The organism is Rhodococcus sp. 5G237, from assembly GCF_053764735.1.
In genome coordinates, this window is record NZ_JBSNCD010000006.1 from 25,642 (window position 1) to 40,412 (window position 14,771).

The 14,771-nt window shown below is 68.6% G+C and carries 11 protein-coding genes; 6 read left to right on the top strand and 5 right to left on the bottom strand.

Annotated features, from left to right (window positions below; all coding sequences use genetic code 11):
• Nucleotides 1-64 precede the first annotated feature (64 nt).
• The gene (locus ACWPOC_RS15010; protein ID WP_016692782.1) at nucleotides 65-430 is read left to right on the top strand and encodes a DUF1844 domain-containing protein; all 366 of its coding nucleotides are present in this window, start codon (nucleotides 65-67) and stop codon (nucleotides 428-430) included.
• 96 nt (nucleotides 431-526) lie between these two features.
• On the opposite strand, the gene uvrA is transcribed toward ACWPOC_RS15010, so the two are convergent.
• On the bottom strand, nucleotides 527-3,535 hold the full coding sequence (gene uvrA / locus ACWPOC_RS15015; RefSeq protein ID WP_455408918.1) for an excinuclease ABC subunit UvrA: 3,009 nt from the start codon (nucleotides 3,533-3,535) through the stop codon (nucleotides 527-529).
• Nucleotides 3,536-3,666: 131 nt separating this feature from the next.
• Here uvrA and ACWPOC_RS15020 point away from each other — a divergent pair, with 131 nt between their 5' ends.
• Entirely contained in the window at nucleotides 3,667-4,356 is a 690-nt protein-coding gene (locus tag ACWPOC_RS15020; protein ID WP_455408919.1) for an MBL fold metallo-hydrolase, read from the top strand.
• Nucleotides 4,357-4,666: 310 nt separating this feature from the next.
• Here ACWPOC_RS15020 and ACWPOC_RS15025 read toward each other — a convergent pair whose 3' ends face one another.
• Nucleotides 4,667-4,921, bottom strand: a complete 255-nt coding sequence (locus ACWPOC_RS15025) for a hypothetical protein (protein ID WP_120284349.1) — start codon at nucleotides 4,919-4,921, stop codon at nucleotides 4,667-4,669.
• A gap of 193 nt (nucleotides 4,922-5,114) precedes the next feature.
• On the opposite strand from ACWPOC_RS15025, the gene ACWPOC_RS15030 reads away from it, so the two are divergent.
• From ACWPOC_RS15030 to ACWPOC_RS15045, 4 genes are all read left to right on the top strand, one after another.
• Nucleotides 5,115-6,809, top strand: coding sequence for an alkaline phosphatase D family protein (locus ACWPOC_RS15030; RefSeq protein WP_455408920.1), 1,695 nt, complete (start codon nucleotides 5,115-5,117; stop codon nucleotides 6,807-6,809).
• Nucleotides 6,810-6,975: 166 nt separating this feature from the next.
• Complete coding sequence (locus tag ACWPOC_RS15035) at nucleotides 6,976-8,019, top strand: DoxX family membrane protein (protein ID WP_202400264.1); 1,044 nt, start codon at nucleotides 6,976-6,978, stop codon at nucleotides 8,017-8,019.
• A 188-nt stretch (nucleotides 8,020-8,207) separates the two neighbouring features.
• Nucleotides 8,208-10,526 (top strand): HelD family protein, encoded by a 2,319-nt coding sequence (locus ACWPOC_RS15040; protein WP_455408921.1) that lies wholly within the window; start codon nucleotides 8,208-8,210, stop codon nucleotides 10,524-10,526.
• 112 nt (nucleotides 10,527-10,638) lie between these two features.
• Nucleotides 10,639-11,058, top strand: a complete 420-nt coding sequence (locus ACWPOC_RS15045) for a DUF732 domain-containing protein (RefSeq protein ID WP_455408922.1) — start codon at nucleotides 10,639-10,641, stop codon at nucleotides 11,056-11,058.
• 4 nt (nucleotides 11,059-11,062) lie between these two features.
• On the opposite strand, the gene ACWPOC_RS15050 is transcribed toward ACWPOC_RS15045, so the two are convergent.
• The 3 genes from ACWPOC_RS15050 to uvrB all read right to left on the bottom strand — a co-directional run bounded on the left by ACWPOC_RS15050 (nucleotide 11,063) and on the right by uvrB (nucleotide 14,749).
• Complete coding sequence (locus ACWPOC_RS15050; protein WP_059381080.1) at nucleotides 11,063-11,515, bottom strand: universal stress protein; 453 nt, start codon at nucleotides 11,513-11,515, stop codon at nucleotides 11,063-11,065.
• A gap of 156 nt (nucleotides 11,516-11,671) precedes the next feature.
• Nucleotides 11,672-12,544 carry an SCO6745 family protein gene (locus ACWPOC_RS15055; protein ID WP_455408923.1) on the bottom strand — a complete coding sequence of 291 codons (873 nt, stop codon included), beginning with the start codon at nucleotides 12,542-12,544 and terminating at the stop codon, nucleotides 11,672-11,674.
• A 45-nt stretch (nucleotides 12,545-12,589) separates the two neighbouring features.
• Complete coding sequence (uvrB, locus tag ACWPOC_RS15060) at nucleotides 12,590-14,749, bottom strand: excinuclease ABC subunit UvrB (RefSeq protein ID WP_016692792.1); 2,160 nt, start codon at nucleotides 14,747-14,749, stop codon at nucleotides 12,590-12,592.
• Nucleotides 14,750-14,771: the final 22 nt, after the last annotated feature.

Genomic DNA, 14,771 nt, shown 5'->3' on the forward strand with positions numbered 1-14,771 from the left:
ATCGGCGCGTCGGCGCCCCACCCGCGCGGGCGGCGACGACCGGCGCGACCCTATGCTCGACGCTATGACGGATGCCCCCGAGACCCCCGATCAGGACGCTGCGGCAGAGGATGTGCGCGAACTCGCCGACATCCCGGCCGTCGAGGTGATCAGCCGCGCAGCCGTGATGCTCATGAGTTCGGCTGCCGAGAAGCTCGGTCTCGCCGACGAGGATCCCGACAGCAGCGCACGACGCGACCTCGACGAGGCCCGCCGCGTGATCACCGCCCTCGCCGGCCTGATCACCTCGTCGGTGGAATATCTCGGTCCGCACGCCGGTCCGCTGCGTGAAGGACTGCAGGCACTGCAGCGTGCCTTCCGCGAGGCGTCGGCCGTGCCCGACGAGCCCGGCAAGGGCCCGGGCGAGAAGTACACCGGCCCGGTCTACTGAGCCGAACCGGCACTTTTCGCCTACTTCACGATCCACGCCTTACTTCACGATCGACGCGACCGAGCCGCCCACCGCTGAGGTGGGCGGCTCGGCTCGTCAGCTCGCGGCGGCCACCTTCTTCTTGGTGGTCTTCGCCTTCACTGCCGTCTTCGTGGCGGCCGTCTTCGTCGCAGCAGCCTTGCTTCCAGTCGCCTTGGTCGTCTTCGCCGCCCGCTTGCGTGCAGGCGCCGGAGTGGGCGCGGTGGTTCGTCCATCGAGGATCTCCGCGAGGAAGCGTCCGGTGTAGCTCTCCTCCACCGTGACCACCTCTTCCGGAGTGCCCTCCGCGACCACTGTGCCGCCGCCGGAACCGCCCTCGGGACCCATGTCGATGATCCAGTCTGCGGTCTTGATGACGTCGAGGTTGTGCTCGATGACGATCACGGTGTTGCCCTTGTCGACCAGACCGTTGATGACCCCGAGCAGCTTGCGGATGTCCTCGAAGTGCAGACCCGTGGTGGGCTCGTCCAAGATGTACGCGGTGCGCCCGTTGGAGCGCTTCTGCAGCTCTGCGGCGAGCTTGACGCGCTGCGCCTCACCACCGGACAGAGTCGTCGCCGGCTGGCCCAGGCGGACGTAACCGAGACCGACCTCCACCAGCGTGTTGAGGTAGCGGTGGATGGAGGTGACCGGCTTGAAGAATTCCGCGGCCTCCTCGATCGACATGTCGAGCACCTCGGCGATGGTCTTGCCCTTGTAGTGCACTTCGAGCGTTTCGCGGTTGTAGCGGGCGCCGTGGCACACCTCGCACGGCACGTACACGTCGGGCAGGAAGTTCATCTCGATCTTCAGCGTGCCGTCGCCCGAGCACGCCTCGCAGCGGCCGCCCTTGACGTTGAAGGAGAACCGGCCCGGCTGGTAGCCGCGCACCTTCGCCTCGGTGGTGGACGCGAACAGGCTGCGGATCTTGTCGAACACACCCGTGTAGGTCGCGGGGTTCGACCGCGGGGTGCGGCCGATCGGCGACTGGTCGACCTGGACGAGCTTGTCGAGCTGGTCGAGTCCGTTGATGCGGGTGTGCCGTCCGGGGACCTGCCGCGCGCCGTTGAGCTTGTTGGCCATCACCGTGGCGAGGATGTCGTTGACGAGCGTCGACTTCCCGGAGCCGGACACACCGGTGATGCAGGTGAGAACGCCGAGCGGGAACGACACGTCGATCTCGCGCAGGTTGTTCTCGCGGGCACCGAGGACGGTGACCTGCCGGCCCTTGTCGATCGGCCGCCGGAGCGCGGGGATCTCGATCTCCTCGCGTCCGGACAGATAGGCACCGGTGAGCGATTCGGGGTTGTCGAGCAGTTCCTTGTAGGTGCCGCTGTGGACGACCTTCCCGCCGTGCTCGCCCGCGCGCGGTCCGATGTCGACGACCCAGTCGGAGGCGCGGACGGTGTCCTCGTCGTGCTCGACGACGATGAGCGTGTTGCCGAGATCGCGCAGTCGCGTGAGGGTGTCGATGAGGCGACGGTTGTCGCGCTGGTGCAGACCGATGGACGGTTCGTCGAGCACGTACAGCACGCCGACGAGACCGGAACCGATCTGCGTGGCGAGACGGATGCGCTGGGCCTCACCACCGGAGAGGGTGCCCGCGGCGCGCGAGAGGGTGAGGTAGTCGAGTCCGACGTCGAGCAGGAAGCCGAGCCGGGCCTGGATCTCCTTGAGGACCTGCCCGGCGATCGCGGCCTCGCGCGCGCCGAGGACGAGGCTGTCGAGGAAGCGTGCGCACTCGGCGATCGACAGGTCGCTCACCTCGGCGATGGACATCGCTCCGAAGTCGCCCGCGCTGACCGTCACGGCCAGGATCTCGGGACGAAGGCGGGCACCGGCGCAGGCCGGGCACGGGATCTCCCGCATGTAGCCCTCGTAGCGTTCCTTGGCCTGCTCGGACTCGGACTGCTCGAGGCGGCGGTGCAGGAACGGCATGACGCCCTCGAACTCGGCGTAGTACGAGCGGACGCGGCCGTAGCGGTTCTTGTAGCGCACGTGCACCTGCTCGGTGCTGCCCTCCAGCACGGCCTTGCGCACCTTGGCGGGCAGTTTCCGCCACGGGGTGTCGATGTCGAATTCGAGGGCGTCGGCCAGGCCGGACAGCAGTCGGCCGAAGTACTCGGCGCTCTGACCCATCGACCACGGCGCGATCGCGCCGTCGGCCAGGCTCAGATCCGGGTCGGGCACGACGAGATCGGGATCGACCTCCTTGCGCACGCCGAGACCCGCGCACTCGGGGCACGCGCCGTAGGGGGAGTTGAAGGAGAACGACCGAGGCTCGAGTTCGTCGATGGACAGCGGGTGCGCGTTCGGGCACGCCAGGTTCTCGGAGAACCGGCGTTCGCGGTCGGGGGCGTCCTCCTCGCGATCGACGAAGTCGAGCACGACGACACCCTCGGCGAGTCGCAGCGCGGTCTCGATGGAGTCGGTGAGGCGCTGCTGAGCACTGGGCTTGACGGCGAGGCGGTCGACGACGACCTCGATGTCGTGCTTCTCCTGCTTCTTCAGCTTCGGTGGATCGGACAGGGGGTGGACGACCCCGTCGACGCGCACGCGGGAGTAGCCCTGGATGGTCAACTGCTCGAAGAGGTCGACGAACTCGCCCTTGCGGGTGCGCACGACGGGCGCGAGGACCTGGAATCGGGCTCCGGCCTCCATCTCGAGCACCTGGTCGACGATCTGCTGCGGCGTCTGCCGGGAGATCTGCTCACCACAGACCGGGCAGTGCGGAGTGCCGGCCCGCGCATAGAGCAGACGCAGGTAGTCGTAGACCTCGGTGATGGTGCCGACGGTGGACCGCGGGTTGCGGTTGGTGGACTTCTGGTCGATCGACACCGCGGGCGACAGGCCCTCGATGAAGTCGACGTCCGGCTTGTCCATCTGTCCGAGGAACTGGCGGGCGTAGGCCGACAACGACTCGACGTAGCGCCGCTGCCCCTCGGCGAAGATGGTGTCGAACGCGAGGCTCGACTTGCCCGAACCCGACAGTCCGGTGAAAACGATCAGACTGTCGCGCGGCAGGTCCAGGTCGACACCACGCAGGTTGTGTTCCCGGGCTCCACGCACGATCAGGCGGTCTGCCACGCCACATCCTTCCTGTAGACAAGGCCGGAGTTCGGCCCTCAGCCATGGTAGGCGCGGGTACCGACACGTTTCCGTGACGAACACCGCGCGCCCGGGGCTCACGCGCGTGCACGCGAAGGTAGGTTGGCTGCATGACGCAGCAGCCCGTGATCATCGAGGACACCTACACCGGCGACGTCACTCCCGGCGGACCCGCGCAACGCCGAAGGATTCCCGGAGCGAGCATCGTCAAACTCGCCGTCGGCGAGATGAACAACAACACCTATCTCGTCACCGACGATGCCACCGGCAAGTCCGTCTTCATCGACGCCGCAAACGAACCCGACCGTCTCGTGCAGTTCCTCCGCGACAATGCGCCGGAGCTCGAACTGATCGTCACCACCCATCAGCACTGGGATCACTGGCAGGGCCTCGAGCGGGTCGCCGCCGAGACCGGTGTGCCGACCGCCTCGCACGAGCTCGACGCCGGTCCCCTGCCGGTGAAGCCCGACCGGATCCTGGCCGAGGGCGACACCGTGCAGATCGGTGAGCTGAATCTCGAGGTGATCCATCTCTCAGGGCACACTCCGGGCTCGGTTGCGCTGGTCCTCACGGAACAGGGCACGGATCGCACGCACATCTTCACCGGCGACTCGCTGTTCCCCGGCGGGGTCGGCAAGACCCCGAACGACGACGCCTTCCGATCGCTCCTCGGCGACGTGGAGTCCAAGATCTTCGACCGGTTCGACGACGAGACGATCTTCTACCCCGGACACGGGAAGGACTCGACCCTCGGCGCCGAGCGTCCGCATCTCGGCGAGTGGCGCGAGCGGGGTTGGTGACTGTTCTGCACGCGGCACACGTCGTTCGGTGGTCGGCAGGTGCCGTCCGATGACCGACCCCTCACCCGAAGCAGTCTGGCACGGCAGTTCGGACCATTTCGTTGGCGACGGGCTCGTAACCGCGCACGCGCTGGCCGATGCCGCCCGTAAGGCGGATTGGTCGACCGTGTTCACTCCTCGACACCACCGCTTCGCACCTCGGGCCCAACCTGTGGCGACCCGGCGGTCGGTCGCGGTACACGCCGCTCCATCAAGCTGCCTGGCACAACGCTCCGTTGACGGTGATCTTCGTACCGGTCGCTGAGGCAACTCACTCGGGTGCGTGTTCCGCACTCGGGCCCGACTCACCGTTCTCTCCATCGACCTGCTCGGCGTCGTTCGAGCGCTCGCCCACCGTGTCCGCGAAGGCCGTTCCCGAGACCATCCCGTTCGTGCCCGGCACGACCGTGGTCGGTCGTGCTCCCGGCTCGTACATGCGGTCGATCTCCTCGGCCTTCTCCTTCGCCTGTCTCTTCTCTTCGTCGTCGAGCCGATCCCAGCGGGTCGGATCCTCTGCGTCGGTCATGTCCGGGCCCCCTTCCAGCACGCGGCACCGACCCGAGCGGGACGATGCGGTTGCGTCCGTTCCAGGGTGCGCCCCGTCGCGGAGTCCCGGAGGCCGAACGGGGATCGGAGTTCGCCGGAATCCTCCTGTGCGCCACTGCCGCGAGTACGCTCGAAAACCGGACGAGCTCGCACGAGCACGGAGGCCTGACACTGTGGCGGATCTCGTACTGGGGCCGGTGCTTCGGCACATCGGCGACACGGACGCCACGATCTGGGTGGAGACGTCCGAGCCTTGCACGGTGCGCGTGCTCGGCAGTTCGGAACCCACATGGACGGTTGCGGGACACCACTACGCGCTCGTCACCGTCCGAGACCTCGAACCCGGATCGGTGACGCCCTACGAGGTGGATCTCGACGGCCGGGTCGTGTGGCCGCCCGCCAGCGTTGCACCGCCGCTGATCAGGACCGCGGGAGACGACCCCGAGGGCTTCGTGCTCGCCTTCGGATCGTGCCGGGTTGCCTCGGCGAGCGCGGAACCGACAACCGTACTCGGGAAGGATGCCCTCGTCGCCTACGCGCAACGTATGCGTTCCCTGCCGATCGACGAATGGCCCGACGCGTTGTTGCTGTTGGGAGATCAGGTCTACGCCGACGAGTTGTCGGAGGAAATGAAGCGCCGGGTCGGTGAGCGTCACGATCTGTCGGAACCGCCCGGGGCCCAGGTACGCGACTTCGAGGAGTACACCTGGCTGTACAGCCGGTCGTGGTCCCAGGACAACGTCCGGTGGCTGCTGTCGACCGTGCCGACCTCGATGATCTTCGACGATCACGACGTGCACGACGACTGGAACACCTCCTATTCGTGGCGCAGGGAGGTGGAGGCCTCCACGTGGTGGGAGGAACGCATCGTCGGGGCGCTGGCGTCGTACTGGATCTATCAGCATCTCGGGAACCTCTCCCCCGCCGAACTGGACGAGGACCCCCTCTACGATCGGGTGCGGAACTGCGCCGGGGACGCCGAACCGATCCTGCGTGCGTTCGCGTCCGGTGCCGACGAGGAAGCCGACGGCAGTCAAGGGGTGCGATGGTCGTACCGCCGCGATTTCGGACCGGTGCGTCTGTTGGTGATCGATTCGCGGTGCGGCCGGGTGCTCACCCCCGACCGGCGCGACATGGTGTCCGATCCGGAGTTCGACTGGATCGAGGAGCAGACCGACGGCGACTACGACCACCTGCTGATCGGCACGTCGCTGCCGTGGCTCCTCCCCCGCGCGATGCACGACCTCGAGGCGTGGGACGAGAAGCTTGCATCCGGTGCGCGCGGTGCCCGATCGGCACGCTGGGCCGAGAAACTCCGCCGCGCCGCGGATCTCGAACACTGGTCGGCCTTCCGTGATTCGTTCGAGCGACTCGCACGGCTGCTGCGGGATGTTGCCGCCGGACGTCGCGCCGGAACGTCCGGCCGCGCGCCCGCGACGATCTGCGTCCTCTCGGGCGACGTGCACCATGCTTACGCCGCCCGCGTCCGATTCGCGACGCCGACCGCCGGCGCGGTCTACCAGCTGACCTGTTCGCCCCTGCACAACCACGTCCCGGCAGCCGTCCGGCTCGCCTTCCGCGCTGCGTGGAGCCGCGCGGCGGAGCGCGTCGTGCGACTGATCCTCGGCCGGGTGACGGCTGTTCCCGAGGCGTCGTTCTCGTGGTCGAAGATGACAGGTCCGAGCTTCGGGAACCAGATCGCCACGCTGCGGACACGAGGACGTGCTGCGCGTCTGACCATCGAGCGGAGCGTCGAGACCGCGTCGGGTCCGCATCTGTTCGAGACCGTCGCGGAAGTACCCCTGACCACCGAGGATCGACCGCCCGAGGTTCCGTCCGCCTGCGCGGAGGAACAGCCGTCGAGGTGAGCCCGGAGAGGTGGCACCCATCGGCGTCTGATTCGGGATTTCTTTGATTTCCGTACGGTCCGAAATACCGCTTCGTGTCCTTCGACCCTGCTTCGCGCATATTCCCGTGACGCCCGGGGTACCTGTGTCAGGGTTTGGAAACACAGCCGACCACGGGAGGAACCACATGCTCGTCCGGAGAATTGCGCGGCCCATGCTCGCGTCCATCTTCATCGCCGGGGGTATCGACGCCCTGCGGAAGCCCGAGCCGAAAGCAGGTGCCGCGCAGCCCGGGCTCGATCAGGCTGTGAACGCCTTGCCGGCGTCGATCACCGACCGGCTCCCCAGCAATCCCGAGACTCTCGTCCAGATCAACGCCGCAGTGCAGATCGGCGCCGGGACGCTGTTCGCACTCGGCAAGGCGCCTCGCCTGTCCGCTCTCGCCCTGATCGGCAGCCTCGTGCCGACAACCGTTGCGGGACACGACTTCTGGAACGTCGAGGACCCCGATGCCCGCGCCCAGCAGCGCACCCAGCTCATCAAGAACGTGAGCCTGATGGGTGGTCTGCTCATCGCCGCCGTGGACACCGAGGGCAAGCCGTCGCTCGGCTGGCGGAGCCGTCGCGCCGCGCGTGCCGCGCAGAAGTCGGTGGCCGCCGCGCTGCCGAGCCATTCCTCGGACGGCCACACCGCCGAAGCGCTGCACACCGTCGCCGAGCGGGTGAAGACGCTGACCGAGGAAGCCGGCGAGCAGGGCGGCCACTTCCTGGAGATCGCCAAGGAACGGGCACCGGAACTCGCGGAGGCCGCGCGCGAGCGGGGCAGCGGACTGCTCGAGGTCGCCCGCGACCGCGGCCCGGTGCTGACCGAGCGTGCGCGCGATCGCAGCGCCGAGATCCTCGGTGTCGCGCGGGAGCGCGCCCCAGAGCTCGCCGAGGGCGCCCGCGAACGCGGCACCGAACTCCTCGGGCTGGCGCGCGAACGCACCCCCGAGCTCGCCGACGTCGCCCGCAAGCGTGGCTCGAAGCTGTGGGACACCACGGTCGATCGCAGCTCGGAGTGGGCCAAGCTCGCCGAGGAGCAGTCCGCGATCCTGAATGCTCGGGCCCACGTCGCCGCGGAGAAGGCCCGTCTGCGTGCCGAGGCCGCGCGCAAGCAGGGCACGAAGGCGGAGAAGAAGCTCGCGAAGAACCTGAAGGCGCTCGAGAAGAGCATCGAGAAGAAGAAGTAGTCCGGTACGGCACAGTGGTGGGGGGGGGGGGGGGGAGGGCGTGCGGGAAAATCGCACACCCACACTGCTGTGATCAGGCTTTCTGCCCGTTTCCCTCCTGCGGCGACTAGACTTCTCGGGCACTTTCGTCGACGCGTCACCCCTGCGGCGGCGAGCGATCTCGTCCTGTCTATCCCCGAGGAGTCCCTGTGCCGGTTGATGGCGCGTCCCATCCGGAGCTCGATCGCGAGCAGGCCTACGTGGCGATGCTCTACACGCATCTCGACGGTCTGCGCGAGTACGCGAAGACCCGGCTGGCCCGCGTGCTGCGCGAGACCGGAGGCACCCCTCAGGCGCGCAGCGAACGCGAGTCGTACACCCACATGTACACCGAGGACATCGCGAAGTACGACGCCGCCGAGCACGGCCTGTGCTTCGGTCGCATCGACGTGCGGGACGACGGGACGGACGCCTCCGGACCTACGACGAAGGACGGCGCGGAGACCCGCTACATCGGCCGCCTCGGCATCCTCGACGAGGACAACGACTACGAGTCGCTGCTGCTCGACTGGCGCGCGCCGCAGGCCCGCCCGTTCTACCTCGCGACCCCCGCCGCGCCCGACGGTGTCGTGCTGCGTCGCCACATCCGCAGCCGCGGCCGCTCCGTCACCGCACTGCACGACGAGTACCTCGACCTCGACGCCGCCCTCGAGCACGCCGACACCCCGCCGGCCGGTGGCGTGGCCGGAGAATCGGCACTGCTCGCCGCTCTGAACGCCGCGCGCACCGGGCAGATGCACGACATCGTGGCGACGATCCAGGCCGAGCAGGACGCGGTCATCCGGTCCGAGCATCGCAGTGTCCTCGTCGTCCAGGGTGGTCCGGGCACCGGCAAGACCGCGGTCGCGCTGCACCGCGCGGCCTACCTGCTCTACACCTACCGAAAGCAGCTGGCCAAGAGCGGTGTGCTCATCGTGGGCCCGAACAGCCGCTTCCTCGACTACATCGGTCAGGTGCTGCCTTCGCTCGGTGAGACCGGGGTACTGCTGTCGACGGTCGGGGATCTGTATCCGGGCGTCACGCCGACAGTCGAGGACGATCCCGTGGCCGGCGAGCTCAAGGGCTCCCTGGACATGGTGAAGGTGCTCGAGAAGGCCGTCCGCGACCGGCAGGAGGTGCCCCGCTCCCCCGTGCAGCTGAGCTTCGACACCTACGCACTCACCCTCGACCGCAAGATGGTGACCCGCGCGCGGGGTCGCGCCCGGTCGTCCCGCCGACCGCACAACCTGGCCCGGCCCATCTTCGTGAACGGGGTCATCGACGCCCTCGCCGACCAGCTCGCCGGGATCATCGGATCGAACCCGCTCGGCGGCGCGAATCTGTTGAGCCGGGAGGACATCCACGACATCCGGTCCGAGATGCGTTCGGACCCCGACATCGTCGCTGCGATCGACGCGCTGTGGCCGGAACTGTCCCCGCAGCAGGTGCTCTCGGATCTGCTGGCCTCCCGCGACCGGATCGCGTCGGCGGCCCCGGCGCTGACCGACGAGCAGCTCGACGCGCTGCACCGCCCCGATGCACCGGGGCATTTCAGCGCCGCCGACGCTCCCCTGCTCGACGAGCTCGCCGAGCTGCTCGGTGTGGACGACGCCGCCGAACGTGAGCGCGCGAAGCGGCGCTGGCGCAAGCAGATCGCCGACGCGCAGGGCGCACTCGACATCCTCACCGGTTCGGCACCGCAGGATCTCGAGGACGATCTCGATCCCGAACTGCTCATGGCATACGACCTGATCGACGCCACCCAGCTCGCCGAACGACAGAACCACCGTCGCCACGAGACCACGGCGGAGCGGGCGGCCGGCGATCGCACCTGGACGTACGGTCACGTGATCGTCGACGAGGCGCAGGAGTTGTCGGCGATGGCATGGCGAACGATCATGCGCCGCATCCCGAATCGCTGGATGACCCTGGTGGGCGACACCGCGCAGACCGGGGATCCGGCGGGAACCGAGTCGTGGCAGCAGATCCTCGAACCGTACGTCGCGAACCGGTGGAAGAAGACCGAACTGACGGTCAACTACCGCACCCCGGCGGAGATCATGCGGATCGCCCACGCGGTGCTCGCGGAGATCGATCCCGACCAGGTGCCGCCGCAGTCGGTGCGCGAGTCCGGTTTCGAGCCGTGGGCGCAGCACGTCGACGCGGACGCGGTGCTCACCACCGTCCAGGCCGCGCTCGACGCCGAGACCGGCCCGGGCACGACGGCCGTGCTCGTTCCGGCGCGGCTCGTGGGTGCGTGGGAGCATCTCGCGTCCGAGTCGGTCACGGTCGCGACCGTCAAGGAGGTCAAGGGTCTCGAGTTCGACGCGGTGCTGCTCATCGAACCGGCGGAGATCCTCACCGATTCCTCACGCGGGATGAACGACCTGTACGTGGCGCTGACCCGCGCCACCCAGCGTCTCGGGGTGGTGCACTCGGAGCCGTTGCCGGACGTGCTGACCGGTCTCGCGGCACCGACACACTGCTGAGGCGACACGGTTCGGCCGACACCGTCGAGCGGACCCCAGGACCGGTCACCGGACGGTACCGTCCTTCGGGGCAGGGAGACTGGGACGGATCATCCGCGGAGGGAACGAACACGTGGCCTATCGGGCAGCGCACCACCGGATACGTCGAGCGGGGTGCGCGGCGATCGCGGCGCTGAGCGGGTTCCTCGTCTCCGCCGCGTGCGGATCGGCGACGCCGACCCAGGACGAAGCGCAGGCCGCGACGTCCACGACGTCGATCACCCCGACCTCGTCGACGCCGCCCGACGTGCGGTTCCTGCGGGTGAGGGAGGCGCTGGATGCCTCCGGTCTGGTCGCCGATGTCAAGGACGACACGGTGCTTGCGGTGGTGCGCGGGGTGTGCGACCAGTTGAGCGCGGGCGTGCCGGAGCACGACGTCCTCGTCACGCTCCGGCCGATCGCCGCCTATGCCGCGGGCGCCTCGGGGTCGCGCATGTCGGCGGACGATGCCGCCGCGCGCTACCTCGAGACCGTCCGCGAGGAGTACTGCTGATCCGTCAGCGGACGGTGTGCACCACCAGCACGTCGCACAGGGCCTTGCGGGCGACGTCCGACGGGACGGAGCCGAGCAGGCGCCCGGTCAGGGTGTTGAGGCCGCGGTTGCCGATGACGATGAGATCGGCGTCGACCTCCTCGACGAGCGTGAGGAGCGATTCGACGGGGGCACCGACGATGGGGCGCTCGGTGATCTTGCGGGCACCGGCGACGGTCGCCTTCTCCCGTGCGGTGCGCAGGATCTCGTAGGTCGGTGCCGAGCCGGTGACCTGGTACGCCTCGTCGCGCAGCGCGTCGGCGGCCTGCGCGGTGTCCTTGGGGTCGGCCGGGTAGTAGGCGCAGGCGATCACCAGTTGGGCGCCGGCGTCGCCGGCCAGAGCAGCTGCCTTCTCCACGGCCCGATACGACGATTCGGAACCGTCGGTTCCGACGACTATGGTCCGGTAGGCGCTCATTCATCCTCCATCAGGTGTGTGGTCCATCGACGCGTGCCGCCGATGCCGTCGTCGACGGAGGACACGCACGCTCCCCCGCCATACGCTGCGTCGACAGTAGCGGGATGGGCGGCCCGGGTGGGACGTTTGGGTCTCATCCCACAATCGCGTTTGATGTTACCGCGCGTCACCGTAACGCGGGCCGAAGAGGCCGGCGGGGAACACCTCGGCGTCGACGAAGGCATCGCGCCACGGCAACGCGAGGTCGAGCAGACGCTCCACACCCTCGTCACCGAGCGCAATCCACGGCGCGACCGCCAGGTCGTCGGTGAGATCCTCGACGAGCTCACGCACCTCGAATCCTTCGCCGGTGAGCTCGCCACGCTTGTCGAGCAGCCCGCGCCCGCGCAGTTCCTTCTCGGCGTCCGCCCACTCGTCCCGCGACCAGCCCCGCAGCTTCCGGGCGGGATCGGTGGCGAAGCCGATACCGGTCGCCGTGTGGGTGACGAGCGCATCGAGACCCGCCAGTCCCGCGGTCTGCAGCGCCGCGACATGACCGTCGCCGCGATACTCGCGCAACAGCGTCAGGGCGTGCCACAGCCGCAGGTGCGCCACCTCGGGCCAGGGCAGGTCGGCGTGGGCGGCGTAGAGTGGGCGCCCGTCGGGACCGGGGATCGCCCGCGCCGCGGTTGCCGCGAGCTCCGCAGCCTCGCTCATCTCCGCAGAATCGAGCACGTCCTGCCCGAGGACCCGCCGGTGGAGAGCGTCGAGTCCGCGCAACCGCGCCGCGATGATCGCGGCCGGTTCGGCGCTCTGCCACACGGCCGGGACGGCCGATGCCACCAGGCGGGGCGAGAAGCTGTAGAACGTCGCCGTCACCACCCCGGGGCCGACAGCACCCAGAGGTGCCGCGCGTCCACCGAAGTACTGCGCAGCCGGTCTGTCGACGCCCAGCGCGGCGAGTTCGCTCGCGATGTCCGGCGCGAAGTAGACGACCGCGTGCAGCAGTTCGAGTGCGCGGGCAGCACGCCCGGCCGAAGTGGGATCCATGGGAAGCGACCCTACCGAGTCGCCGGCGCCGACCGGGGCGGGTGACTACTTCAGGCCCGCGGCGTCCATCCCGCGTAGTTCCTTCTTCAGATCGGAGATCTCGTCGCGGAGCCGTGCGGCCAACTCGAACTGCAGGTCGCGGGCGGCCTGCATCATCTGGTCGGTGAGCTGCTGCACGAGATCGGCGAGCTCGGCGCGCGGCATCGTCGAGGTGTCGCGACCTTCCACGACACCGGAGCTGACGGCCCGCCCGGACTCGCCCTGGGCTCGGCGACCACGCGAGGCGTTGCGGCCGGAGCCGCCCACCTCGACGGCCTCGGTGTCCTCGGCCTCCTGATAGACCTGGTCGAGGATGTCGGCGATCTTCTTGCGCAGCGGCTTCGGATCGAGACCGTGTTCGGTGTTGTAGGCGATCTGCTTCTCGCGACGCCGTTCGGTCTCCTCGATGGCCCGCGCCATCGAGTCGGTGATCTTGTCGGCGTACATGTGCACTTCGCCGGAGACGTTGCGGGCCGCGCGGCCGATGGTCTGGATCAGCGAGGTCGTCGACCGCAGGAAGCCTTCCTTGTCGGCGTCGAGGATCGCCACCAGCGACACCTCGGGGAGGTCGAGACCCTCACGAAGCAGGTTGATGCCGACGAGCACGTCGTATTCGCCCAGACGCAGCTGTCGCAGCAGTTCGACCCGGCGCAGGGTGTCGATGTCGGAGTGCAGATAGCGCACCCGGATACCGAGTTCGAGCAGGTAGTCGGTGAGGTCCTCGGCCATCTTCTTGGTGAGCGTGGTGACGAGGACACGTTCGTCGCGCTCGGCGCGTTCGCGGATCTCGTGCACGAGATCGTCGATCTGACCCTTGGTGGGCTTGACGACGACCTGCGGGTCGACGAGGCCGGTGGGGCGGATGACCTGCTCGACGAACTCGCCGCCGGTCTGCCCGAGCTCGTACGGGCCGGGGGTGGCCGACAGGTAGACCGTCTGCCCGATGCGGGCGGCGAACTCCTCCCAGGTCAGGGGCCGGTTGTCGACCGCCGACGGGAGACGGAAACCGAAGTCGACGAGGTTGCGCTTGCGCGACATGTCGCCCTCGTACATCGCGCCGATCTGCGGCACGGTGACGTGCGACTCGTCGATGACCAGGAGGAAGTCCTCCGGGAAGTAGTCGATGAGCGTCGCCGGCGCGGACCCGGCGGGGCGTCCGTCGATGTGACGGGAGTAGTTCTCGATGCCGGAGCAGAAGCCGACCTGCCGGATCATCTCGATGTCGTACTGGGTGCGCATGCGCAGACGCTGAGCCTCGAGCAGCTTGCCGCGGTTCTCCAGATCGGCCAGGCGCTCCTCGAGCTCGGCCTCGATGCTCGCGACGGCGCGTTCCATGCGCTCGGGGCCGGCCACGTAGTGGGTCGCCGGGAAGATGCGCAGGGAGTCGACCTTGCGCACGACATCGCCCGTGAGTGGGTGCAGGTAGTACAGCGCGTCGATCTCGTCGCCGAAGAACTCGATCCGCACGGCGAGTTCCTCGTAGGCGGGGATGATGTCGACGGTGTCGCCCTTGACGCGGAACGATCCGCGGGTGAACGCCATGTCGTTGCGGGCGTACTGGACGTCGACGAGCAGGCGCAGCAGCGCGTCGCGCGGCACTTCCACACCGACCTCGAGCTGGATGGACCGGTCGAGATAGGACTGCGGGGTACCGAGACCGTAGATGCACGAGACGGACGCGACCACCACGACGTCGCGGCGGGACAGCAGCGACGAGGTGGCGGAGTGCCGCAGCCGCTCGACGTCGTCGTTGATCGACGAGTCCTTCTCGATGTAGGTGTCGGTCTGCGCGATGTACGCCTCGGGCTGGTAGTAGTCGTAGTACGAGACGAAGTACTCGACCGCGTTGTTGGGCAACATGTCTCGCAGCTCGTTGGCGAGCTGCGCGGCGAGGGTCTTGTTGGGCGCCATCACGAGGGTGGGTCGCTGGACGCGCTCGATGAGCCACGCGGTGGTGGCGGACTTGCCGGTACCGGTGGCACCGAGCAGGACGACGTCCTTCTCCCCCGACTTCAGCCGGCGCTCGAGCTCGTCGATGGCGGCGGGCTGATCGCCGGCCGGTTCGTACTCGCTGACGACCTCGAAGCGGGCCTCGGTGCGCTCGATCTCACCCACCGGCCGGAACTCGGAGTGTGCGACGACGGGATGTTCACTTGCGAACGCCATGGAATCCAGAGTAAGCGCTCCC